Origin of the sequence: Amycolatopsis granulosa, assembly GCF_011758745.1 — a bacterium.
Taxonomy (GTDB): Bacteria; Actinomycetota; Actinomycetes; order Mycobacteriales; family Pseudonocardiaceae; genus Amycolatopsis_E; species Amycolatopsis_E granulosa.
Genome location: NZ_JAANOV010000001.1, coordinates 2,567,729 through 2,591,095 on the forward strand (window position 1 = coordinate 2,567,729; position 23,367 = coordinate 2,591,095).

Consider the following 23,367-nt stretch of genomic DNA (forward strand, 5'->3'; position numbering starts at 1 on the left):
CGGGACCTACAGCTTCACCATGGGGACGCTGCCGATCAGCATCAGCTTCACCTTGCCGGCGCTGCCGAAATCGATGGTGGCCGTGGCACGCGGACCCTCACCGGAAGCTTCGACCACCGTGCCGAGACCGTACTTGTCGTGGTTGACGCGGTCACCCACCTCGAGCTTCAGCGCCACGGTGTTCTGCCAGCCCTTGAACGGCGTCGACCGCATGCCGCGGGCCGCGATGCCGGCCTGCGCGGAGTCCTCGCCGAAGCGGGAGCGCCGCCCCCAGGTGGTCGCCGCCCGGGGCGAGCCGAACGACGGCTCCGCGGCCGACGACGGCTCCTCCCGGCGCCAGTCGAGCAGCTCGGACGGCACCTCGTCGAAGAACCGGGACGCCGGGTTCGTCATCGGCTGTCCCCACGCGGAGCGCGTGATCGCCCGGCTCAGGTACAGCCGCTTGCGCGCCCGCGTGATGGCCACGTACGCCAGCCGCCGCTCCTCGGCCAGCTCGGCGGGCTCGCCCAGGGCCCGCAGGTGCGGGAAGACGCCGTCCTCCCAGCCCGTGCAGAACACCACCGGGTACTCCAGCCCCTTGGCGGTGTGCACGGTCATCAGCGTGACCACCCCGGAGTCCTCTTCCTCACCATCGGAGTCCGGTGTGGGCACCGAGTCCGCGTCGGCCACCAGCGAGACCCGCTCGAGGAACGCCGCCAGCGAGCCCGGCTCGGGCACGCCCGCGTCGTCCTCGGCGAGCGGCGGCATCTCGGCAGCCTGCTCGGCGAACTCCCGCGCTACGGTGACGAGCTCGGTCAGGTTGTCCACCCGGGAGGCGTCCTGCGGGTCGTCGGACTCCTCCAGCTCGGCCCGGTAACCCGTGCGCTCCAGCACGGCCTCGAGCACGTCGGCGACCTCCGCGCCCTCCTCGACCAGCGCGATCAGCCCGTCGAGCAGCTCGACGAAACCGGCGATCGCCTTCTGCGAACGCGGGTTGAGCAGCGGCACCTTGCCGGCCACCGCGTCCCGCAGCGCGGCCGCGAACGAGATCCGCTCCCGCTCGGCGTGGGTGGCCACGCACGCCTCCGCCCGCTCACCGATGCCCCGCTTGGGCACGTTGAGGATGCGCCGCAGGCTGACCGTGTCCTCCGGGTTGGCCAGCACCCGCAGGTAGGCCAGCGCGTCCCGCACCTCGCGGCGCTCGTAGAAGCGGACGCCGCCGACCACGCGGTAGGGCAGCCCGAGCCGGATGAAGATCTCCTCGAACACCCGCGACTGGTTGTTGGTGCGGTAGAACACCGCCACGTCGGAGTACTTCGCCTCGCCCTGGTCGACCAGCGCGTCGATCTCGCCCGCGACGAAGGCCGCCTCGTCGTGCTCGTTGTCGGCGACGTAGACGCCGATCTTCTCGCCGTCGCCGGAGTCGGTCCACAGCCGCTTGTCCCGCCGGTTCGGGTTGCGCGAGATGACCGCGTTGGCGGCGGACAGGATGGTCTGGGTGGAGCGGTAGTTCTGCTCCAGCAGGATGGTGCGGGCGTCCGGGAAGTCCCGCTCGAACTCCTCGATGTTGCGGATGGTGGCGCCGCGGAACGCGTAGATCGACTGGTCGGCGTCACCGACCACGCACAGCTCCGCCGGCTCGACACCGCCCTCGGTCCGAGTGGTCCCCACCAGCTCCCGGACCAGCGTGTACTGGGCGTGGTTGGTGTCCTGGTACTCGTCGACCAGGACGTGCCGGAACCGGCGGCGGTAGTGCTCGGCCACGTCGGGGAAGGCCTGGAACAGCTCGACCGTGCGCATGATCAGGTCGTCGAAGTCGAACGCGTTCGCCAGCCGCAGCCGCCGCTGGTACTCGGTGTAGACCTCGGCGACCCGGCGCTCCAGGTCGTTGGACGCCTTCGCCGTGGCGTCCTCCGGGTCGGTCAGCTCGTTCTTGTGGTTGGAGATGTGCACCGCGAGCGCGCGGGCCGGGTAGCGCTTGGGGTCGATGTCCAGGTCCCGCGCGACGAGGGTGACCAGGCGGCGCGTGTCGTCGGCGTCGTAGATCGAGAAGTTCGACGACATGTCGAGCGTCTTCGCCTCGCGCCGCAGCAGCCGCACGCACATCGAGTGGAACGTGGACACCCACATGGCGTTCGCGCGCCTGCCCACCAGCTCACCGACGCGCTCCCGCATCTCGGCCGCGGCCTTGTTGGTGAACGTGATCGCCATGATCTCGCCGGGGTGCACACCGCGCTCGGCCAGCAGGTAGGCGATGCGCCGGGTCAGCACCCGGGTCTTGCCGGAGCCCGCGCCGGCGACCACCAGCAGCGGCGCCCCGGTGTGCGTGACCGCTTCCCGCTGCGCGGGGTTGAGGTCGGCGAGCAGATCGGCGTGGCGGCCCGGCGCGGGACGCGCGGGCGGCTCGGCGGGGAGGTCGAACAGGGTGCTCATCGGTTGTCCACGCTACTCGGGGGCTCCGACGGTTTACCGCGGTGGACGTACGGCGAGGTGTCGTCACCGGATGGACGCGCGGCGCGCCGCCGGGGCGGACCATCGACGGCATGAACACACCATCGAAACGGATGCGGGCCGGTGACCAGGACCGGGAGCGCGTGGCGGGCCGGCTGCAGCAGGCCGGCGGCGAGGGCAGGCTCTCGCTCGCCGAAACCGAAGACCGGATGGGTGCCGCGTACGCGGCGACCTACCTCGACGAACTGGCCGCGCTCACGCAGGACCTGCCGCGGCCGGCGCCGCCGGAACCACCGAGGCCGCCGCGCTTCCCCGTGCCGCTGCGGGTGCACGCCGCGGTCGTGGCCGTGTTGTCGGCGCTGCTCATCGTCCGGTTCGTCGCGTCGGGCGCGCCGTTCTTCTGGCCGGCGGTGCCGTTGTTCTGGCTGGGTGTGAGCCTGCTCGCGCACGCGGCGATCCGTTACCGGCGGCGAGCTGTGCCATACTGATCCCGTGCAGCACCACGCGTACCGATTTTTCTACGGGATCCGGACTCCGGCTCCCGTGATCGCGTAGGTGCCCACACCACCGTCACTGCAAGCCCCGGAGTCCGCGGACCCGGGGCTTTCGTCGGCTTCGGGGCCGCGCGGTCCGGAACCGACCGGAGGGCCCGATGAACGCACAGACACATGAGAAGGACACCTCGCCGGAGTCCTCGGGGGAACCCGTGGCGACGGCCGAGGAGATCGCCGAGCTGCGCAAGGAGATCGACTGGCTGGACGCGGAGATCCTGCGGCTCGTCAAGCGCCGCGTCGAGGTCTCCCGCCGCATCGGTGCCGCGCGGATGGCCGCGGGCGGCACCCGCATCGTCTACAACCGCGAAATGGACGTGCTCGCCCGCTACCGCGAGCTCGGCCCGGACGGCCGTCAGCTCGCCATGGCCCTGCTGAATCTGGGGCGTGGACGGCTCGGCCGCTGAAAACATTGGAATCCGGGGGTTTCCCGGAGGCCGGACAGCGTGGCGGACGGGCACACTGGAGACATGATTAACGTCATCGCGGTGATCATCGCGATCGCCAGTGTGCTCGCCTCGCTGGCCCACGTGGGCTACCTGGCGCTGCTGAACAACGCGGCGAACAAGCGCGCCGGCGGTGCACCGGTGGCGCAGTACGTGCGCAGCCGGTGGGCGCTCGCCGGCGGCACCACCGCCGCGTCGCTCCTCGCGTGGCTGTTCACCTCGGGCAACACCGGGATGGACATTCTCGCGATCATCGTCGCCGCGGGTAGCGGCGCGGTCGCCACCAAAGCCCTGCAGTCCACCCAGGCGCGCTACCGAAACGGTGGCTGACGAAGCGCGAAAGCCCCGACTGAGTGAACTTGCGGGCTCACGCTTTGACAACTGCCGCCTGCTCTTACCCTGGATGGCGTGGAACGGCCTGGATTCGCCTCCACGCGCCCGGCGCAATGCCGCGCGCGTGCAGGTGAACGTGCACCAGCACTTGCACCGGCTGCTCCATCCGGTCGAATTGGCTCGGGTCCGGCGTCAGAGCGCGCGCAGGGCGGTGTCCACACGGCATGACGCGCGGGGCCGAATTCACGGACAGTTCTCGTTCCGGGACCGGCCGGCACCGACGTGGTGCCGGAACCTGGACCCCGGTCGTTCCGGCACACCGGGCGGGCGCCGGGCGCGCGCCCGAGCCGGCCGACCCGCCCGCCCACGGCTCGCTCGCGCTCACCGGTCTGATCCCGGACACCCGCCCCGCGACCGAGGTGTTCCCGCCCGCGCACGGTGAGCTGCCCGTCGCCGGGCCCGCGGCACCGTCCCGGCAAACGCCGGAGCAGCCGCCCCGGCGCACAAAGGTCAAGCTGACGCCGCCGCGCTGCCGGAACGACCCCGACCGCGTCGAGGACACGGATGTGCGGGTCTACGAGGTCGCCCCGGCGACCGGCCTCGGTTCGTTCGACCTCGGTAACGTGCCCGCGTCGGTGACCCCGCCGCGCAGCTGGCGCAAGGCCGCCTGGTTCGCCACCGCCTCGTCCGGTGGCGTGGTCGTGGCGCTGATGTTCGCCGGCTCGGCGTTCGTCGCCAAACCGGCGCCCGACCAGGCCGGCGGGGGCTGGATCCCCGGCCTCGGTGGCGGCGTGCCGACCCTCTCCGGCGAGCAGATCGCGCCGCCCGGCCCCGGCGGCGACGAGAGCCGCACCACGGCGAGCACACCCCACGGCGAAGCGACGTCCCCGGATCCCGAGCCGGTCTCCGCGGATGCCGGGCCGACCGGGAGCGCCGGCGTGCGCGCACCCGGCCGGAGCACGGTCGAGAGCACCTCGTCCACCGGCCCGGCGACCGAACCGGCCACCGCGCCGCCCGCTGCCACCACCCCGGCCGTCCCGCGCAAGCCGCCGCCGTCGCCCGCGCCCTACGACGCGGACCCGACCCGGTTCACGTTCACCCAGGAGGACCCGAAGAAGCTGGCGAGCACATCGCAGAGCTACCTCGACACGGTCACCGAGAACGCCGAGGCAGCGCAGGAGATGACCGGCGGTGAGCTGCGGCAGGAGGGCGCCGAGGGCCTCCAGCGCAAGTACGCGCAGGTGGCCTACTTCGAGGTCAAGCACATCCGGGTGCACCAGTACGACGGCAAGACGGTGTGCACCGTGCAGACCGTCTACAAGGACGGCCGGCAGGTCACCGAGGAACGCACGCTCGAGTTCGCCGGTGGCAAGATCACCAGCGACGATGCCTGAAGCCCGACTGCGCCAGGTGGGTGACGACCGCTACCGTTCGTCGTGCCGTGACTGCCCTCCACCGATCGTGGGTGGCCGGTAACGCGCGGCCGGGGTTCGCTGATGAACAGCACGACAAACCCCGGCCAGTCCCCGCGACACGGAAGATCCAGACGACAGGTCCATGAGAGTCGCACACGAACGGCGGCGCGAAACCCGCGCGCCGGAGGCCCTCCGCGTCGAGGAGCTGATCTCCCCCGAGATCCTCGACAACGAGATGGTCGACCGCGAGTACCTCACCCAGGTGTTCCGCGAACCGCGGAAGTACCTGCCGCCCCCGCGCGTCCGGAACAGGACCGAGCCGCAGCGGGAGCCGGAGAGCCGGGGCGCGAAGCTCGCCAAGCTCACCGGGCTGACCATGGCAGGCACGTTGCTCGTCGGCGCCGTCGTCGCGTCGTCGGTCCTCAGCCGCGGACGGGACCAGTCGGCGGCACCAGCCGCACCGGTTCCGCCGCAGATCACCGGAGTCGCAGCGCTGGGCGGGTTCGTGTCGACCGGGACGCCGCAGGCGCGCCGCGGCGGTAACGCCGCCGGTCACGCACCGGTCGGGACCAGCTCGGCCGCTCCGGCGCCGGTGGCCCAGACGCAGACACCGGCGGCCGGTGCCCTGGCCGCACCGGGTGACTCCGCCGCGCCGACGACCACGGCACCCGCGCCGACCGCGGGGCAGAAGCTCGCGGTGGTCCGCGAGTTCTACCGGCGGGTGGACAACGCGCCGGAGAAGGCGCTGGACCTGCTCAGCCCGGCACTGGCCGGGGAGGAGGCCGGGGACCTCGTGCGGGCGTGGAGCACCATGCGCCAGGTCGAGGTGACCGACGCGCACGTGCAGCCCGACGGGTCGGTGCTCGCGGTGGTGCTGATGCGCCGCGACGACGGCACCCGGCTGCGGGTGACGCAGCAATTCGGCCTGGACCGGACCGGCCGCAGCATCTCGGAGGCGGTCCTGCTGGCCGCCGAGGAGCTGTAGCGGCTGCTATACCAGGCGTGGTCTTCCCACGCCAGACAGTGCCGGATGCATGTGCGCAGAGTGAGCACCCTAGCCTTGACCGAAACGGATCTGGCCAAACCGGCCTACGGGCCGAGCTACGTGCAGAGGCTCCCAGGCGTGCGGCACTGCGTCACGCCCTGAAACAGCCCCGAAGGAGGTCGCGTGAGCGACGAGGGTCGCCTGGTCGCCGGCCGGTACCGGATCGAACGGCGAATCGGCACCGGCGCCATGGGTACGGTGTGGCAGGCGCACGACGAGCTGCTCGGACGAGCGGTCGCGATCAAGCAGCTGCTCCTGCAGCCGGGGCTGGACCCGCACGAGGCCGAGGACGCCAAGCAGCGCACCATGCGCGAGGGCCGGATCGCCGCGCGGTTGCACCACCCCAACGCGATCTCCGTGTTCGACGTGGTCACCGACGACAACGGCCACCCGTGCCTGGTCATGGAGTACCTGCCGTCGACCAGCCTCGCCGAGCTGCTGCGGGAGCGGAAGACCCTGCCGCCGCGTGAGGTCGCGCGCGTCGGCGCCCAGATCGCCGCAGCGCTCAAGGAGGCGCACGCCGTCGGCATCGTGCACCGCGACATCAAGCCGGGCAACATCCTGCTCGCCGACAACGGCGTGGTGAAGATCACCGACTTCGGTATCTCGCGGGCCAAGGACGACGTCACGGTCACCAAGACCGGGATGATCGCCGGCACCCCGGCCTACCTGGCGCCGGAGGTCGCGATCGGTGGCGACCCCGGCCCGGAGGCGGACGTCTTCTCGCTCGGCTCGACGCTGTACGCGGCGTGCGAGGGCCAGCCCCCGTTCGGGCTGAGCGAGAACACCCTGAGCCTGCTGCACGCGGTCGCCGCGGGGCAGATCAACCCCCCGCGGCAGTCCGGCCCGCTGGCGAGCGTGCTGGCCGTGCTGCTGCACCCCGAGACCCGGCACCGGCCGACCGCCGCGGAGGCGGAGGAGCTGCTCGCCGCGGTGGCCCGCGGTGAGACCCCGCTGGGCGGTCCGGCGGGCGAGACCCGGTTCGCGCCCTCGGGCGGGGCGCTGGCGGGCGGTGCGCTGGCCGCCGGAGCGCTCGGCGCGGCGGCGGGTGCCGGTACCACGCGAGCGTTTCGTGGTGACAACTTCGGCCAGCAGGCAGGCACTCTGGGTGCGGCGGGCAACCAGTTCTACGACGAGTACGACGACTACGCCCCCACCTCGGCCTACCCCGAGGAGGACTACGACCGCCAGGGCGCGACCCGTGCGGCCCCGGCCGGCTACGACGACGAGCCCGCTCCTGCCACGGACGAGGACGACGAGGCCAAGCCGGGCAAGTGGAAGGTCCCGGCGGCCATCGGTGCCGTGGTGGTGGCCGGGCTGGTGGCCCTCGGATTCTGGTTGTTCGGCGACTCGCACGGCAACACCGCCAACACCACCGGGACCCACCAGCCGGAGGTCCCGGCGCCCCTGACCAGCTCGTCGACGTGGAAGACGGAGGACTGGACGCCGACCGCGGGCAGGCCGAGCCAGTTCGATGACGTGCCGACGAAGTCCCCCGGTTCGCGCCGCAGCAGCTCGGAGGGGAGCGTCGAGGAGCGGCCCACCTCGCCGCCCAAGTCGAGCGCGTCGAAGACGGTGGTCCAGACCTCGACGCCGGAGAAGTCGTCGATCGAAGACGTGCCGGCGCCGTCGTCGTCGAACGGCAACCCGTAACAACGACCGCCGGAAACCTTCAGGGTCAGTCAGTAGGGTGGTGGGGAACCATCCGACACGCCGGGACGACGAGAGGGTGTAGTGGGTACTGAGGACGCACTCGTCGGCGGCCGGTACCGGCTGGATCAGCCGATCGGTCGCGGGCGGGCCGGGATTGTCTGGCTGGCGTACGACACACAGCTGAACCGCACCGTCGCCGCGAAGAAGATGTCCGTCGCGCCGGGGCACAGCGAGCAGGCCGTCGCCACCGCGATGGACGAGGGCCGCGCGGCGATGCGGATCCAGCACAATTGCGCGATCGGTGTCTACGACGTGTTCCGGGACGGGCCGGACCCGTGGCTGGTCATGGAGTACGTGCCGTCCCGCAACATGGCGGATTTCCTCACCGAGTACGGCACCCTGACCCCGGAGCAGACCGCGTTCCTGGGTATCCAGCTGGCGTCCGCGCTGGCCGCGGCCCACCAGGCCGGCGTCGTGCACCGCGGTCTCGAGCCGGGCAACGTGCTGCTCGCCGACGACGGCGGCGTCAAGGTCACCGACATCGGGTTCACCGGCGCGGGGTTCAACCCGGCCTACCGGGCGCCGGAGCTGTCCCGCGGAGCGACCGCGGCACCGGCCACCGACGTGTTCTCCCTGGGCGCGACGCTGTACACCGCTGTCGAGGGCGTGCCGCCGTACGGCGAGCACGGCAACGGGCCGCTGCGGCAACCCGAGAAGGCCGGTGTACTCGCCCCGGCCCTGATGAAGCTGCTGCGCGAGGACCCGCTGAGCCGCCCGACGCTGGGCGACAGCATCACCTCGTTCCAGGCCATCACCCAGGGACGGCAGACGGCCTTCATCCCGCCGACCGCGCCCGCGTTGCCTACGGTGCCCGCGTTCCGGGCCCAGCCGCCGCCCCCGCCGCCGCGGCAGCCGGTGGTCAACCTGTCCCCGGCGCGGGTGCGCCAGCTGATCCTCGCGACCATGGCGGTGCTGGCCGCCGCCGCGATCGGGATCGGGGTCACCCAGCTGCTGTTCCTCTAGGGGCCCCGCGGGTTTTGAGCACCTCGATGAGGTGCCGGACGGCCGGTTGGTCGCGCGACCGGGTCGCGACGACGGCGTGGATCGGGCGGATCGGTTCCGGGTTGCGGATCCGGCGGACCACCGCGCCCGGTTGCGGCGCGCCCAGGCCGAGCACGGGAACCAGGCTGATTCCCAGCCCGGCCGCGACGAAGCCCTGCGCCGTGGCGTAGTCCTCGCACTCCATCGCGAAGTTCGGCACGAAACCGGCGGCTCCGCAGGCCGCCATGAGCACGTCCCGGCAGGGGCCGGGGGTGACTTCGTTGTTGATCCACGGCTCGTCCGCCAGGTCGGTGAGGTCCACCACCTTCTTGCGCGCGAGCGGGTGCGTCTTCGGCAGCGTCACCCGGTACGGGTCGTCGAGCAGGTGGTACTGCTCGACCCCGGCCTTGCGGTACTCACCGTGGAACACCACGATCGCCACGTCGGCGTCACCGTTTTCCACCTGCGACAACGCCTCCCCGGGTTCGAGGAGCCGCAGGTCCAGCTGCACACCGGGATACTCGCTGCGCAGCGCCGCCACCGCCGGGGGCACCAGCGACGCACCGGCGGTCGCGAAGTAGCGGATCGCCAGGCGACCGGTGCGGCCCGCCTTCAGATCGGCCAGCTCCGCCTCGGCCTTGGACAGCTGGACGGACAACGCCTCGGCGTGCGCGGACAGCAACGCGCCCGCGGGCGTGGGTCGCACACCGCGGCCGACCCGTTCCAGCAGGAGCGCGCCCGCCTCGCGCTCCAAAGTGGACAGCTGCTGGCTGATCGCGGACGGGGTGTAGCCGAGGTTCCGGGCGGCGGCACTGATCGAGCCGCCCGCTATCACGGCCCGCAGCACCTGGAGTCGCCGGACGTCGAGCATGACCCGATCCTACAGTTTTGCTAACGCCGACGTGTAGCAATTTTCGCTTGTCCTTACGGGTCCCCGCCCGCGATGGTGGAGTCGTGGGTGAACTGAAGACTCTGCTGCGCCTGGGTGCGCTGGCGCTGATGTGGGGATCGAGCTTCCTCTGGATCAAGATCGGGCTGACCGCGTTCACGCCGGTGCAGCTCGTGCTCATCCGCACGGCGCTGGGCAGCGCGGTCCTGGTCGGGCTCTGCTACGGCGCGGGCGACCGGCTCCCGGCCGGCCGCCGGATCTGGCGGCACCTGCTCGTCGCGGCGTTGTTCCACAACGCGCTGCCGTTCCTGCTGATCGCGGTCGGCGAGCGGACCGTCAGCTCCGGCATCACCGGTGTGCTGAACGCGACCGTCCCGCTGTGGACGCTGGTCATGGCGCTGTTGGTGGGCACCGAGCGCCGGCTCGGCCCACCGAAGCTCGCCGGGCTGCTCGTCGGCCTGGCCGGCAGCGTGCTGATCTTCGCGCCGTGGCAGGAGTCCGGCCTGCTCAGCTGGGGCGCTCTGGCCTGCGTCGCCGCCGCGGTGAGCTACGGTTTCGTGAACGTCTACGAGGGCAAGTACCTGTCCGCCACGGGCTCGTCGCCGGTCGCGGTCGCGGGAGCCCAGATGAGCGCCGCCACCGGACTCACGGTGCTCACGATGCCGGTCGGCGGGACGGCACCGGTCCACTTGTCCCCCGCGCCGGTGATCGCCGTGGTCGTCCTCGGGGTGTTCTCGACCGGGGTCGCGTTCGCGCTGAACTACCGGCTGCTGGCGACCGAGAGCGCGGTCACGGTGTCCGTCGTCGGCTACCTGCTGCCCGTGGTGTCCCTGGTCCTCGGCACGCTCGTCCTCGGCGAATCCCTCAACCCGCGTGTGCTGACCGGAGTGGCCGTCGTGCTGGCCGGTGTCGCGCTCACCCGCGTGCGGCGCCGGGTCGTGGTTCAGACCAGCCTGCGGTCGGAGGCCCAGCGGGAGAGCTCGTAGCGGTTCGACATCTGGGTCTTGCGCAGGACGCTGGAGACGTGCGTTTCGACGGTCTTCACGGAGATGAACAGCTCCGAGGCGATCTCCTTGTAGGCGTAGCCGCGCGCGAGCAGGCGCAGGACGTCCCGCTCGCGCGGGGTCAGCAGATCCAGCTCCGGGTCGCTGATCGGCGCGGAACCCGGCCGGTCGGCGAACGCGTCCAGCACGAACCCGGCGAGCCGCGGCGAGAACACCGCGTCGCCCTCCGCGACGCGGGCGATCGCGCGGACCAGCTCCTTCGAGGAGATCGTCTTGGTGACGTACCCGCGCGCTCCGGCACGGATGACCGCGATGACGTCCTCGGCCGCGTCGGACACCGACAGCGCCAGGAACACGACGTCCGGCAGCTCTTTGCGCACCCGGCGGAGCACCTCGGCGCCGCCGCCCTCGGGCATGTGCACATCGAGCAGCACGACCTGCGGCTTCGTGCGGACGATGCCGGCGACCGCCTCGGCGACCGAACCGGCCTCACCCACCACCCGCACCTCGTCGGTGATCGAGTCCAGTTCGGTGCGCACCCCGGCCCGGAACAGCGCGTGGTCGTCCACCAGGAACACGCTGATAGGGGCTTTCGGCTGCGGTGTCTCGCTCAACGCGTCCCTCCGGATTCGGCTTTGATCGGCATTTCCAGCTGCACCTCTGTCCCGTCCCCCGGCGCCGTGCGCAGCCGTACCGTGCCGCCGTTGCGCTCCATCCTGCCCCGGATCGAATCGGCCAGGCCATGCCGGTCCTCCGACACGCTGTCCGGGTCGAAGCCCTTGCCCCGGTCGCGCACGAACACGGTCACCGCGGTGGGCTCCACCTCCGCGTACACGCTCACCTCGTCGACGCCCGCGTGCTTGGCCGCGTTGACCATCGCCTCGCGAGCGGCCAGCACCAGCGCGACGAGGCGGTCGTCCAGCTCGGCGTCACCCACCACGACCTGCGAAACCGAGATCGCGAAGGTGTCCTCGACCTCGCCGCACGCGGTCGCGACGGCCTCCGACAGGCGGCCGCCGCCGACGTTCTTCGGCGCGCCGTAGCCGGCCGGGCCGTACAGCCAGCCGCGCAGCTCGCGTTCCTGGCTGCGCGCCAGCCGGGCCACCTCCTTCGGCGCCTCGGCCTGCTTCTGGATCAGCGCGAGGGTTTGCAGCACCGAGTCGTGCAGGTGCGCCGCGATCTCCGCGCGCTCCTCGGTGCGGATCCGGGCGCGCCGCTCCTCCCCCAGGTCCCGCACCATCCGCAGCCAGAACGGCACGGTCAGCACGGCCACCCCGACCAGGGTCGCGAGCACCGAGATCAGTGCGAACTGCACCTGGCCGAGCGTGCCGCTGCGCAGCACCACGACGGCGATGCCGGCGATCACCAGCGCCACGCCGGCCAGGACGCGGATCGCGGCCGACCACCCGCCGCCACCCAGGACCACGCCCGCGACGCTGGAGCGCGCGCCTTCCCGCCAGCGGCGGCGCTGGGACTCGTCCGCCTCTCGCCAGACGACGGCGGCACCGACGAGGGCGAGCGCCAGCGGCACCGCGACCCACCCGTTGATCGCGCCGGTGATCGCACCACCGGCGACCAGCAGGCCGATGCCCAGGACGAGCAGGCCGATCGCCTGCTGCTTCTCCTTGGGCGTGGACGGCGCGTCGGCCTCCTCGCGGCGCTGCTGCGGCACGAACACCCACAGCAACCCGTAGGCCACCAGGCTGGCCCCGCCGAAGGCGGCCAGCACCGCGAAGACCGCGCGCACCCACAGCACCTTCACGCCGAGGTGGTCGGCGAGGCCGGAGGCCACGCCCGCGACGATGCGGCTCGACCGGCGGCGGTACAGCTTGGGCCGCTCGTCGGCCTCCGCCAGCTCCGTCCCGGCAGCCGCCGTCACGGCCGTCTCACCCGCGGGACGCGGTAGCGGCATGACGGTCTCGGTCCGGGACTCTTCCTGCACGTGATCCATGGTGGCACGGCGGCGAACACGATCCATCGGGGAATTCCCCCGGGATCGCCACCCGCGAAATCTCAGGGTCGTTCCCCGATGTGCGCGGGCGGCCCGCTGCACCATCCTCGTCACCATGAACGACACGGCAGAGGCTCCGAAACCGCACGGCCTGAGCGGTTTCGAGGAGACCGTGAAGGACTTCTGGGCCAGCCGCCCGCGCCGTCCCGCGCGGGGCGGCAAGATCGGCGGTGTGGCGGCGGCCATCGGCAACCGGTACGGCATCGACCCGGTGATCGTGCGGGTGGCGTTCGTGACGGCGACCGTCTTCGGCGGTGTCGGCGCCTCGCTCTACCTGCTGTGCTGGCTGCTGTTCCCGGCCGAGGGCGACGAGGTGTCGCCGGTCGAGTCGTTGTTCGGCCAGGGCCGCAGCTCGATGAGCAAGGCACTGACGATCGTGCTGGCGGTCCTGTTCTTCCCGCTGTCCAGCTGGGCGTTCGCCGGGGGCTGGTTCGACGGGGGCGGCATCATCGGGGCGGCGATGATGGTCACGGCGCTGTACCTGCTGCACCGCGGGCGCGGGCACCTCTACCGGCCGGTGCCGGTGACCCGCTCGGCCACGGCGGCGTTCTCGATGTCCGGCCCGGGCGCCACCCGGACGAGTGACTCAGGCTGGGATCCGCTGGCCGCGGACCCGATGGCCTGGGACCTCCCGGATCCCATCCCGGCGCCGGCCCCGCCGCCACCGCCGCGCGTGCCGCATCGGCGGAGCAAGATCGGCGTGACCGCGTTCGCGCTGGCTTTGCTGGTGGCCGGTGCGGGAACGGCGCTCGGCTCGACCGGCGCCACGTGGTTCTCCGCGCCGCACGTCATCGGCCTGGTGCTCGGTGTGCTGGGTGTCGGAATGGTGGCCGGCGCGTTCGCCGGCGCCGGGCGCAAGCTGGTGCTCCTGGCGGTGCCGCTGTCGATCGTGGGTGTCGTGCTGACGTCGACGTCGCTGAGCGGCTACTCGGGCGGGATGGGCGGCCTGACGGCCCGGCCCGCGACCGCGGCGCAGGTGCTGCCGAGCTACCAGCACACGGCCGGGACGATCGACCTGGACCTGACCGGCCTGCCCGCGGACGTGCCGGTGGCGACCGAGGTGCACCTCGGTGCGGGCGACACGACGGTCCGGGTGCCCGCCACGGCCGATGTGACCTACACGTGCCAGTCGCAGGCCGGGACCGTGGACTGCTTCGGCCGCGAGAGCTCCGGCCTCGGGGTCAGGTCGCTGACCGGCGTCGACTACGGCCCGGACGGCCCGGGCGGGTTGCAGCTCACCCTGAAGGTGGACCAGGGTGCGGGAACAGCGGAGGTGCGTCGTGGCTGACCAGGAAAACCCGTACTCCTACAGCACGGAGACCGCACCGGAGCGGCGGCGCGGCGTGGATGTGTTCACGCTGATCCTCGGCGTCGCGACGCTGCTGGTCTCGGCCTACGTCCTGTCCGACGGCGCGGGGTGGCTGCCGTCGTTCGACCTGAAGTGGGTGCTGGCCGGCGGCGCGGTGTTCGTCGGGGTAGTGATGCTGGCCGCCTCGATGCGCGGCGGCCGGCGCAAGTGACCAGAAACGGAAAAGGCGGGAGCCGCGGCTCCCGCCTTTTCCGGTCACTCCCACTCGATGGTGCCCGGTGGCTTGCTGGTCACGTCCAGCACGACCCGGTTGACCTCCGCGACCTCGTTGGTGATCCGGGTGGAGATGCGCTCCAGCACGTCGTAGGGCAGACGGGTCCAGTCGGCCGTCATCGCGTCCTCGCTGGACACCGGCCGCAGCACGACCGGGTGGCCGTAGGTGCGGCCGTCGCCCTGGACGCCGACGCTGCGGACGTCCGCGAGCAGCACCACGGGGCACTGCCAGATGTCCCGGTCCAGGCCGGCGGCGGTCAGCTCCTCGCGTGCGATGGCGTCGGCCGCCCGCAGCGTCTCCAGCCGGTCCGCGGTGACCTCACCGATGATCCGGATGCCCAGCCCGGGGCCGGGGAACGGCTGGCGGTGCACGATCGTCTCCGGCAGGCCCAGCTCCAGCCCGACGCGGCGGACCTCGTCCTTGAACAGCAGCCGTAGCGGCTCGACCAGCTCGAACTGCAGGTCCTCGGGCAGGCCGCCGACGTTGTGGTGGCTCTTGATGTTGGCCGCACCGGTGCCGCCACCGGATTCGACGACGTCGGGGTACAGCGTGCCCTGCACGAGGAACCGGTAGTCGCCCACGGCCTTGAGGTCGCGTTCGGCCTGCTCGAAGACGCGGATGAACTCGCGGCCGATGATCTTGCGCTTCTCCTCGGGATCGGTGACGCCGGCGAGGGCGTCCAGGAAGCGTTCCCGGGCGTCCACGGTCACCAGCTTCACCCCGGTGGCCGCGACGAAGTCCCGCTCGACCTGGGCCCGCTCGCCGGTGCGCAGCAGGCCGTGGTCGACGAAGACGCAGGTCAGCCGGTCGCCGATGGCCCGCTGGACCAGCGCGGCGGCCACCGCGGAGTCGACCCCGCCGGACAGCCCGCAGATCGCGCGGCCGTCCTCGCCGATCTGTTCGCGGATGCGGGCGATCTGCTCCTCGACGATGGAGGCCGTGGTCCACTCCGGCTTGAGGCCGGCGATGTCGTGCAGGAAGCGGCGCAGCACCTCCTGGCCGTGCGGCGAGTGCAGCACCTCCGGGTGGTACTGGACACCCGCGATGCGGTCCTCGACGTTCTCGTACGCGGCCACGGCCGCGCCCTCCGAGGTCGCGGTGACCTGCGCTCCGGCGGGCGGCTTCGTGACGCTGTCGCCGTGGCTCATCCACACCTGGTGCCGCTCGGGCAGCTCGCGGTGCAGGACGCCACCGTCGGCCGCGATGTGCACCTCGGTGCGGCCGTACTCGCGCCGGCCGGTCGCCTCGACCGTGCCGCCGAGCGCCTGGGCGAGGACCTGGAAGCCGTAGCAGATGCCGAAGATCGGCACCCCGGCCTTGGCCAGCTCCGGGTCCATCCCGGGCGCGTCGGGCGAGTAGGCGCTGGCCGGGCCGCCGGACAGGACGATCGCCGACGGGTTCTTCGCGAGGATCTCGTCGACCGGCGCCGTGTGCGGCACCACCTCGGAGTACACCTGCGCCTCGCGGACGCGGCGGGCGATCAGCTGCGCGTACTGCGCGCCGAAGTCGACGACGAGCACCGGACCGCTCGGATTGGACACCGGACCTCCATCAGGACGACGTGTGTCTTCCATCGTCCCAGGTGGGCTGAGTCACGTGCACCCCGGGACGGGGCCGGGGCGGCTTCCGCGCCAGCCAGAAGAACACCGGCGGCAGCCCGACCTCGATCCCGGTCAGGACCAGCCTCCAGGCCGGCGGCTGTAGCAGGCACGACGAAGGCCCCGGACGCGTGGTCCGGGGCCTTCGCGGCTTGGGTGGCCGGCACGGCGGTCGCCTCTCGGCGAAAGGTCCGAACAGGGCTCCGGCCGAACCGGTATTCCCTGACGGCTGAAATGGTGAGGCCCGGGGGACACGGACCGCACCGACCGCTCTGTACAACGGACCTGCCACCGAAGTTGTTCCCGGCTCCGCCGGTGCGGGCATCCCGGGCGCCGATTCACCCGATGCGGTGGACGCGGCGAGACCCGAACCACGCTCCGTCAGGCGTTCTAAGTTGTTCGGCATGGACACCATCACGCCGGAACCGCGGCCGGCCTGGATCGCCGGCCGGCCGGAGCAGGGCACGAGCACCTTGACCGTCCATCACCCGTTCGACGGGAGCGAGGTGGCGACCGTCGCGGTGCCCGGGGCGGACCAGGTCGAGCGCGCGGTGGCCGCGGCCGTCGCCGTCGCGCCGAAGCTCCGCGCGGCGCCCGCCCACCAGCGGGCCGCCGCGCTGGACCACACGTCGCGGCAGCTCGCCGAGCGCGCCGAGGAACTCGCCGAGCTGATCACCGCCGAGAACGGCAAGCCCCTGAAGTGGGCCGAGGCCGAGGTGCGCCGTGCGGTGTCGGTGTTCCGCATCGCCGCCGAGGAGGCCCGCCGCTTCTCCGGGGACCTGCAGCGGCTGGACACCGACAGCGCGGGCGAGGGGCGCCTCGCGCTGGTCCGCCGGGTGCCCCGCGGCCCGGTCCTGGGCATCGCGCCGTTCAACTTCCCGCTCAACCTCGTCGCCCACAAGGTCGCCCCCGCGCTCGCGGCCGGCGCACCGATCATCGTGAAGCCCGCGCCGCGCACGCCGCTGTCCGCGCTGGTCCTGGGCGAGATCCTGGCCGAGACGGGGCTGCCCGAGGGTGCCTTCTCGGTCCTCCCCCTCGGCAACGACGACACCGCGAAGCTCGTCACCGACCCCCGCCTGCCGGTCGTGTCGTTCACCGGTTCCGGCCCGGTCGGCTGGTCGCTGGCCGACGCCGCGCCACGCAAGCACGTCGTCCTCGAACTGGGCGGCAACGCCGCCGCGGTGGTGCTCGCCGACTGGCCGGATCTCGCCGGCGCGGCGCAGCGCATCGCGACCTTCGGCAACTACCAGGCCGGCCAGTCGTGCATCGCGGTGCAGCGCGTCATCGTCGAGCGGTCCATCGCCGGCGAGTTCGTCCCGGCGCTCACCGACGCCGTCCAGGCCCAGCGCACCGGCGACCCGTACGACTCCACAGTGGACGTCGGGCCGGTCGTCGACGAGGCCGCCGCGGCGCGGATCACGGCCTGGATCGACGAGGCCGTCACGGCCGGCGCCAAGCTCCTGACCGGCGGCGGCCGTGACGGCGCGACCGTCGAGCCGACCGTGCTCACCGACGTCCCAGCCGACGCGAAAGTCTGGTCGGAGGAGATCTTCGGGCCGGTCCTGGCCGTCTCGGTGGTCGACGACGCCGACGCGGCGTTCGCCGCGGTCAACGCCTCCGCCTACGGCTTGCAGGCCGGCGTCTTCACCCGCGACGTGCGGCTCGCCTTCCGCGCCTCCGCCGAGCTGGTGGTCGGCGGGGTGATCATCGGCGACGTGCCGTCCTACCGGGCCGACCAGATGCCCTACGGCGGGGTGAAGGGTTCCGGGGTGGGCCGCGAAGGCGTGCTCGCCGCCATGCACGACCTCACCGAGGAGCAGGTCACCGTGTTCGCCGGGATCGACTTGTAGCGGTCAGCGGCAGCCGCAGGGCGGCCGGGGCTCCGGCCGGCACCGCCGCGTGCTCCGGCGGGACCGGCTGGATCCGCCGGTAGCCCTGCGACTGGCCGGGCCGCGCGTCCGGCTCGCCCTTGTTCGGCCAGAACGAGAACGCGCGCTCGGCCTGCGCGGCGATCGTCAGCGACGGGTTGACGCCGAGGTTCGCGGTGATCGCCGTGCCGTCCACGATGGACAGTCCGGGGTAGCCGAACACCCGGTGGTAGGGGTCGATCACGCCGTCCTCGGCGCTGGTGCCGATCGGGGCGCCGCCGATGAAGTGCGCGGTGAGCGGGATGTCGAAGATCTCGCCCCAGGTGCCACCCGCGATGCCGTCGATGTGCTTCGCGGTCAGCTCGTTGGCCCGGTGCCCGGCCGGGATGAACGTCGGGTTCGGCTCGCCGTGCCCCTGCTTGGACGTGTACTTGCGCTGGCCGAACAGGCCGCGCCTGGTGTACGTGGTGATCGAGTTGTCCAGGCTCTGCATCACGAGCAGGATCACGGTCCGTTCGCTCCACCGGTACCCGTTGAGCAGCTTCGCGCTCTGCACGGGGTGCTTGGCGATGAACCGCACGGCCTGCAGCCACCGCGGCGCCGGCGCGGACCCGTCGGTGGCGATCGTCTGCAGCAGGCTCATCGCGTTGCTGCCCTTGCCGTAGCGCACCGGCTCGATGTGGGTGGACTCGTCAGGATGGAACGACGAGGTGATCGCGACACCCTTGCTGAAGTCGCGTGCCGGGTCCACCGCGGGACGGCCGGCGCCGATGATGGCCTCGGAGTTGGTGCGGGTCAGCTCGCCGAGGCGGGGCGAGAGGCGGGGCAGCACGCCGCGGTCGCGCATGTCGTGCAGCAGCCGCTGGGTGCCCCAGGTGCCCGCGGCGAGCACGACCTGCCCGGCGGTGAGGGTCGTCCGGAACCTCTTCGACCGCGTGCCGGTCTTGTGCACGTCGACCTCGAACGACCCGTCCCCGCGCGGGCGCACCGCGGTGACGGTGGTGAGCGGGATGACCTTCGCGCCGCCCTGCTCGGCGAGGTACAGGTAGTTCTTGACCAGCGTGTTCTTCGCGCCGACGCGGCACCCGGTCATGCACGAGCCGCATTCGGTGCAGCCCGTCCGCTCCGGCCCGGCGCCGCCGAAGAACGGATCGGGCACCCGCTCGCCCGGCTTGTCGAAGAACACCCCGACCGGTGTCGGGTGATAGCTGTCCGCGACTCCCATGTCGGCGGCGACCTTCTGGATGACCTCGTCGGACGGGGTCACGCTCGGGTTGGTGACCACCCCGAGCATCCGGCTCGCCTGGTCGTAGTACGGCGCGAGCTCGGACTCCCAGTCGGTGATGTGGGCCCACTGCTTGTCCTGGTAGAACGGCTTGAGCGGCCGGTACAGGGTGTTGGCGTAGACCAGCGACCCGCCGCCGACCCCGGCGCCGGCGAGGATCATCACGTCCCGCAGCAGGTGGATCCGCTGGATGCCGAAGCAGCCCAGCGCGGGCGCCCACAGGTAGCGCTTGAGGTCCCAGGACGTCTTGGCGAACTCGTCGTCGGCGAACCGGCGGCCCGCCTCGACGACGGCCACCCGGTAGCCCTTCTCGGTCAGCCGGAGCGCGGCGACGCTGCCGCCGAACCCCGATCCGACCACGATGACGTCATAGTCAGCCGCATTGCTGTTACGCGTGGTCACAGGTAAAGCGTAACCACGACCGGGCGGATGTGACCAGTAGTAAGTTACCGATCAGTTGGGGCAACCTCCGGGTGATTTGTGACGTCTCGTACGGGCTAGTGGTTATCGTGCAATGGCCACACCACCCTGGGGAGTCCCACTTGTCGCCACCGCCATCCCTCGAGCGGGTCCGCCGGCTGATCACCGACGGCTCGTGCGCGGCGCTCTCGCTCGATGTTTTCGACACCATCCTGTGGCGGCGGACGCCCCGCCCCACGGACGTGTTCGCCGTGCTCGGCGCCCGGCTCGTGCGCGACGGCCGCTGCCCGGAGTGGGTCACGCCCGCCGCGTTCCGGCGCATGCGGATCACCGCCGAACAGGACGCGCGGCGCAGTGACACGGCCCTGGGGCCCGAGGTGTCGTTGGCCGACATCTGGCAGCACATGCCGCTGGCGATCTTCGATGCCGGCCTGCCCGAGCTGGTGCGCGCCGAGGTGTCCTGCGAACGGGACTTCACCGTGCCCGACGCCGACATCGCCGAACTGGTCGAGCTGGCCGCGAAGCACCACGTGCCGACAGTGCTGGTGTCCGACACCTACTTCACCGAGGAGCACCTCGCCGAACTGCTGGACCGGCCCGGCCTGGGTGCCCTGCGCGACGCGCGGATCTTCCGCTCCCACCAGCACGGCCTCGACAAGGCGTCCGGGCTGTGGAAGATCGTGCTGGACAACTTGGGCGTGCGCCCCGAGCAGGTCGTGCACATCGGGGACAACGTGGTCGCCGACATCGAGGTGCCCGGGAAGCTGGGCATCCGGACCGTGCACTACGAGCGGCTCGACGAGCAGTTCCACGCGGTGCTCGAGCGGGAACGCGAACCACTCGGCCTGGAGGACCCGCTCGGCGAGCACCTGGACCTCGGCCACGGCGACTTCGGCCTGACGAGCCTGCGCGCGAAGGCGCTCCTGCGTGCGGATCCGGCAGCGCACACGCCGATCCGCACCGCGTGGCGCTACGGCGCATCCGTGCTCGGCCCGGTGCTGACCGGGTTCGCGGAATGGGTGGCGCGGCGTGCACACGAGTCCGGCATGCCGGTGGTGTGGTGCCCGATGCGCGAGGGCACGATGCTCTCCGCCCTGATCAACAACGCCGCGCAGGCCCGCGGATGGCAGGTGGAGGCCCGGCCGGTCTGGCTGTCCCGGCACGTCACCTCGCTGGCCGCGCTCGACCCGGCCGACCCGGGCTCGCTGCGCGAATTCATCCGGCCGCGGCACGCGTTCACCGTCCGCCACCTGCTCCAGGCCCTGCACCTGCGGCCGGGCGACGTGCCGCCGCTGGCCGAGATGCTGGACGCCGTCCTGGACAACGACCCGGCCATCGGCCTGGTCTGCGGCGTGCTCACCGAGACCGCCCACCTGCGGAACCGGCTGACCGTGACGGTGACCCGGATCCGCGAGCGCGTGCTGGCCGAGCTGCGCCGCGCCGGGATGCTGGACGCGCGGGAACCGGCGCTGGTCGACCTGGGCTGGGGCGGGACGATCCAGTACTTCCTCGGCCGGGTGCTCGACGTGTCCGGTACCGGCGTCCAGCCCGCCGGCTTCTACCTCGCCACCGACGACCGCTCCACCCGCGTGTTCCGGGCGGGGCTGCGCATCGAGGGCTATCTCAGCCAGGGCGGGCACCCACCGGAGATCGCGCGCACCATCAGCCGCAGCCCGGAGGTGCTGGAGCAGTCGGTGAACGACTTCTGCGGGTCCCTGCTGGACTTCACCGCCGACGGCTCACCCGTGCTCGGCCCGGCCTCGGACGGCGAGGCCCAGCTGGCGCAGCGGCGCGCGGTCCAGGACGGCATCCGCGAGTTCCAGGCCCAGTGGTACCGCTACGCCGACGACGGCCGGCCGGACCTGACCGGTACCGCCCGGCACCGGCTGGCGAACATCCTGGTGTCCGCGCTCAAGGCGCCGACCGCCGAGGAGGCCGCGGTGTTCGGCAACTGGGCGCACGAGGACAACTTCGGTTCCGCGCTGGTCACGCGGGTCGTCCCGGAGGACCTCGTGCCCGCGATCCCCTACCTGTCCCCCGCCGATCTGGGCGACCTGGCGATGCGCGACGCGTTCTGGCCGGCCCTGCTGGCCGCCTCGGACACGCGCCTGGCCGCCGGGGCGCGGGCGCTGGCTGAGCGGCGGGTGGACCCGGACCTCTTCGAGCCGTCCACTGCTCCGGCGCAGACGCGGCTGACCTTCCGCACGCGCGACGGGGAATGGCACGAGGGGCCGCGGCGGCCGGTGCGGATCAACCACAACGGACTCTCGTTCGCCAGGCTGGACTTCCGCTCGGCCGACATCACCGACCTCGCGGTCGCGATCCCCGGCCGGCCGGCGCTGGTGCGCATCGACTGGGTCGAGGTGCGGGCGCTCGTGCCCGGCCAGAGCGTGCCACGTGTCGAGCGATGGGAGCGACCCGAGGACTTCGCCGGGCTGATCCACGCGGCCTGCCGCTGGCTGGGCGGCACGCTGTTCGAGTTCGAGGCCGACGAGTCGGCGATCTGGTTCCCGGTCGCCGCGCGGATGGGCGCGCCGGTGACGTCCGGGCAGGTGAGCGTGGCGTTCGCGACGTTGCCGAAGTCGCGAACCGGGCTCGGCGGGCACCCGCCGTCGGCCTCGCGCGTGGCGCGGGTGACCAGCCGGGTGCGTGAGGAGATCCGGGTGCGTGGGACGGTCGGCCTGGCCACCTCGGCGGCCCGCATCGCCGTGCGGCAGTTGCGGAGCGGCAAGTGAACTACGGCACCCGCACCGACCCGCACGCCCAGGCCCGCGCCGCCCGGCAGGGGCCCCTGCTGCTGCATTCGCTGTCCTGTTTCCGGGAGATCTTCGAGATCGTCTACGCGAGCCGTCCAATCAGGACGGTAGTCGAGGTCGGTGTGGAATCCGGGCAGGTCAGCGGCATCTACACGGAGCTCGGCGCGACCGCGGTGTACTGCGTCGACCCGGAACCGACGGACCGCCTCCGCGCCGCGCTCGCTGGGAACCCGGCCCTGCACCTGGTCGAAGCACACTCCCCGGACGTGCTGCCGGAGCTGCCGGTCGCCGATCTGTACGTGCTCGACGGCGACCACAACTACGCCACCGTGCGCGCCGAGCTGGACTGGGTGCTGGCGAACGCGCCGGACGCCGTGGTCGTGCTGCACGACCTGCTGTGGCCGTGCTCGCGGCGGGACCAGTACTACCTGCCGTCCCGGCTCGCGCCCGAGGACCGCCATCCCTCCAGTGCGGACGGTCCGACGGTGTGGCACGACGAGCTGACGCCCGCCGGGTTCGTCGGCCTGGGCGCGTTCACCGCCGCCCAGGAGGCCGGTGGCGAGCGCAACGGCGTGCTCACCGCGGTCGAGGACGCGCTGACCGCGAACGACGGCTGGCACCTCGCGATGATCCCGGCGATCTTCGGCGTCGGTGTGGTGACCCGGCACGAGGCGCTGCTCGGCGCGCTGGCGCCGTACCGCGACTCGCGGTTGCTGTACACCATGGAGAACAACCGTCTCGCGCTCTACACGCGCCTGCTGCAACTCCAGTTCGAGGCCGTCGCGCACGCGGAGGACGCCGACACCATGGCGGAGACCGTCAACCGGCAGCGGCAGGAGATCGAGCGGCTCACGGCCGAAACCGCGGACCTGCGCGCCCAGGCCGACGACCTGCGCCGGCAGAACGAACGGCTGCGCGCGATGGTCGACGCGCGTTCCCCCTCGCTCGCCGACCGCGTCCTGCGGCGGCAGTGAGCCGGCCCCGCTGACGACCCGGGTGGTGGCGCGCCTCGTACGGCCACCGCCCGGGTACAGCCGTG

19 protein-coding genes are annotated in these 23,367 nt (G+C 72.2%); 13 read left to right on the plus strand and 6 right to left on the minus strand.

Annotation, left to right across the window (positions count from 1 at the left end; all coding sequences use genetic code 11):
* Positions 1-6: 6 nt before the first annotated feature.
* Complete coding sequence (pcrA, locus tag FHX45_RS12370) at positions 7-2,412, minus strand: DNA helicase PcrA (protein ID WP_167100311.1); 2,406 nt, start codon at positions 2,410-2,412, stop codon at positions 7-9.
* Between the two features lie 110 nt (positions 2,413-2,522).
* On the opposite strand from pcrA, the gene FHX45_RS12375 reads away from it, so the two are divergent.
* From FHX45_RS12375 to FHX45_RS12405, 7 genes are all read left to right on the plus strand, one after another.
* Complete coding sequence (locus FHX45_RS12375; protein ID WP_167100314.1) at positions 2,523-2,918, plus strand: DUF1707 SHOCT-like domain-containing protein; 396 nt, start codon at positions 2,523-2,525, stop codon at positions 2,916-2,918.
* Between the two features lie 164 nt (positions 2,919-3,082).
* Positions 3,083-3,388 carry a chorismate mutase gene (locus tag FHX45_RS12380; protein WP_167100317.1) on the plus strand — a complete coding sequence of 102 codons (306 nt, stop codon included), beginning with the start codon at positions 3,083-3,085 and terminating at the stop codon, positions 3,386-3,388.
* A 63-nt stretch (positions 3,389-3,451) separates the two neighbouring features.
* Complete coding sequence (locus FHX45_RS12385; RefSeq protein WP_167100319.1) at positions 3,452-3,757, plus strand: hypothetical protein; 306 nt, start codon at positions 3,452-3,454, stop codon at positions 3,755-3,757.
* Between the two features lie 227 nt (positions 3,758-3,984).
* Positions 3,985-5,154, plus strand: coding sequence for a hypothetical protein (locus tag FHX45_RS12390; protein WP_243869017.1), 1,170 nt, complete (start codon positions 3,985-3,987; stop codon positions 5,152-5,154).
* 163 nt (positions 5,155-5,317) lie between these two features.
* The gene (locus tag FHX45_RS12395) at positions 5,318-6,160 is read left to right on the plus strand and encodes a hypothetical protein (RefSeq protein WP_167100322.1); all 843 of its coding nucleotides are present in this window, start codon (positions 5,318-5,320) and stop codon (positions 6,158-6,160) included.
* Between the two features lie 183 nt (positions 6,161-6,343).
* The gene (locus FHX45_RS12400) at positions 6,344-7,873 is read left to right on the plus strand and encodes a protein kinase domain-containing protein (protein WP_167100325.1); all 1,530 of its coding nucleotides are present in this window, start codon (positions 6,344-6,346) and stop codon (positions 7,871-7,873) included.
* An 81-nt stretch (positions 7,874-7,954) separates the two neighbouring features.
* Positions 7,955-8,896 carry a protein kinase domain-containing protein gene (locus tag FHX45_RS12405; RefSeq protein ID WP_167100330.1) on the plus strand — a complete coding sequence of 314 codons (942 nt, stop codon included), beginning with the start codon at positions 7,955-7,957 and terminating at the stop codon, positions 8,894-8,896.
* On the opposite strand, the gene FHX45_RS12410 is transcribed toward FHX45_RS12405, so the two are convergent.
* The gene (locus tag FHX45_RS12410; RefSeq protein ID WP_167100333.1) at positions 8,874-9,785 is read right to left on the minus strand and encodes a LysR family transcriptional regulator; all 912 of its coding nucleotides are present in this window, start codon (positions 9,783-9,785) and stop codon (positions 8,874-8,876) included. The two genes, FHX45_RS12405 and FHX45_RS12410, sit on opposite strands and share 23 nt — an antisense overlap.
* A gap of 83 nt (positions 9,786-9,868) precedes the next feature.
* On the opposite strand from FHX45_RS12410, the gene FHX45_RS12415 reads away from it, so the two are divergent.
* Positions 9,869-10,789 (plus strand): EamA family transporter, encoded by a 921-nt coding sequence (locus tag FHX45_RS12415; protein ID WP_167100336.1) that lies wholly within the window; start codon positions 9,869-9,871, stop codon positions 10,787-10,789.
* Here FHX45_RS12415 and FHX45_RS12420 read toward each other — a convergent pair.
* Positions 10,747-11,421 (minus strand): response regulator, encoded by a 675-nt coding sequence (locus tag FHX45_RS12420; RefSeq protein ID WP_167100339.1) that lies wholly within the window; start codon positions 11,419-11,421, stop codon positions 10,747-10,749. The genes FHX45_RS12415 and FHX45_RS12420 overlap by 43 nt on opposite strands.
* On the minus strand, positions 11,418-12,758 hold the full coding sequence (locus FHX45_RS12425; RefSeq protein WP_167100342.1) for an ATP-binding protein: 1,341 nt from the start codon (positions 12,756-12,758) through the stop codon (positions 11,418-11,420). The genes FHX45_RS12420 and FHX45_RS12425 overlap by 4 nt, the downstream gene beginning before the upstream one ends.
* Before the next feature lie 115 nt (positions 12,759-12,873).
* On the opposite strand from FHX45_RS12425, the gene FHX45_RS12430 reads away from it, so the two are divergent.
* On the plus strand, positions 12,874-14,106 hold the full coding sequence (locus FHX45_RS12430; RefSeq protein ID WP_208405903.1) for a PspC domain-containing protein: 1,233 nt from the start codon (positions 12,874-12,876) through the stop codon (positions 14,104-14,106).
* Positions 14,099-14,338, plus strand: a complete 240-nt coding sequence (locus FHX45_RS12435) for a hypothetical protein (RefSeq protein WP_167100345.1) — start codon at positions 14,099-14,101, stop codon at positions 14,336-14,338. Before FHX45_RS12430 ends, FHX45_RS12435 begins: the two co-directional genes overlap by 8 nt.
* 44 nt (positions 14,339-14,382) lie before the next feature.
* On the opposite strand, the gene guaA is transcribed toward FHX45_RS12435, so the two are convergent.
* Positions 14,383-15,942, minus strand: a complete 1,560-nt coding sequence (gene guaA, locus FHX45_RS12440; protein ID WP_167100348.1) for a glutamine-hydrolyzing GMP synthase — start codon at positions 15,940-15,942, stop codon at positions 14,383-14,385.
* 461 nt (positions 15,943-16,403) lie between these two features.
* Between guaA and FHX45_RS12445 the strand changes: the two genes are divergently transcribed.
* Positions 16,404-17,849, plus strand: coding sequence for an aldehyde dehydrogenase family protein (locus FHX45_RS12445; RefSeq protein WP_167100351.1), 1,446 nt, complete (start codon positions 16,404-16,406; stop codon positions 17,847-17,849).
* Here FHX45_RS12445 and FHX45_RS12450 read toward each other — a convergent pair.
* The gene (locus FHX45_RS12450) at positions 17,821-19,554 is read right to left on the minus strand and encodes a GMC family oxidoreductase N-terminal domain-containing protein (protein ID WP_167100354.1); all 1,734 of its coding nucleotides are present in this window, start codon (positions 19,552-19,554) and stop codon (positions 17,821-17,823) included. The two genes, FHX45_RS12445 and FHX45_RS12450, sit on opposite strands and share 29 nt — an antisense overlap.
* A gap of 140 nt (positions 19,555-19,694) precedes the next feature.
* Here FHX45_RS12450 and FHX45_RS12455 point away from each other — a divergent pair, with 140 nt between their 5' ends.
* Complete coding sequence (locus FHX45_RS12455) at positions 19,695-22,307, plus strand: HAD family hydrolase (protein ID WP_167100357.1); 2,613 nt, start codon at positions 19,695-19,697, stop codon at positions 22,305-22,307.
* Positions 22,304-23,302 carry a class I SAM-dependent methyltransferase gene (locus FHX45_RS12460; RefSeq protein WP_167100360.1) on the plus strand — a complete coding sequence of 333 codons (999 nt, stop codon included), beginning with the start codon at positions 22,304-22,306 and terminating at the stop codon, positions 23,300-23,302. Before FHX45_RS12455 ends, FHX45_RS12460 begins: the two co-directional genes overlap by 4 nt.
* The last annotated feature ends 65 nt before the right edge of the window (positions 23,303-23,367 follow it).

Excerpts from the sequence above, each read along its gene's own strand:
- pcrA (WP_167100311.1), bottom strand. The coding sequence starts at position 2,412 with ATGAGCACCCTGTTCGACCTCCCCGCCGAGCCGCCCGCGCGTCCCGCG.
- FHX45_RS12375 (WP_167100314.1), top strand. The coding sequence starts at position 2,523 with ATGAACACACCATCGAAACGGATGCGGGCCGGTGACCAGGACCGGGAG.
- FHX45_RS12380 (WP_167100317.1), top strand. The coding sequence starts at position 3,083 with ATGAACGCACAGACACATGAGAAGGACACCTCGCCGGAGTCCTCGGGG.
- FHX45_RS12385 (WP_167100319.1), top strand. The coding sequence starts at position 3,452 with ATGATTAACGTCATCGCGGTGATCATCGCGATCGCCAGTGTGCTCGCC.
- FHX45_RS12390 (WP_243869017.1), top strand. The coding sequence starts at position 3,985 with ATGACGCGCGGGGCCGAATTCACGGACAGTTCTCGTTCCGGGACCGGC.
- FHX45_RS12395 (WP_167100322.1), top strand. The coding sequence starts at position 5,318 with ATGAGAGTCGCACACGAACGGCGGCGCGAAACCCGCGCGCCGGAGGCC.
- FHX45_RS12410 (WP_167100333.1), bottom strand. The coding sequence starts at position 9,785 with ATGCTCGACGTCCGGCGACTCCAGGTGCTGCGGGCCGTGATAGCGGGC.
- FHX45_RS12425 (WP_167100342.1), bottom strand. The coding sequence starts at position 12,758 with ATGGATCACGTGCAGGAAGAGTCCCGGACCGAGACCGTCATGCCGCTA.
- FHX45_RS12430 (WP_208405903.1), top strand. The coding sequence starts at position 12,874 with ATGAACGACACGGCAGAGGCTCCGAAACCGCACGGCCTGAGCGGTTTC.
- FHX45_RS12445 (WP_167100351.1), top strand. The coding sequence starts at position 16,404 with ATGGACACCATCACGCCGGAACCGCGGCCGGCCTGGATCGCCGGCCGG.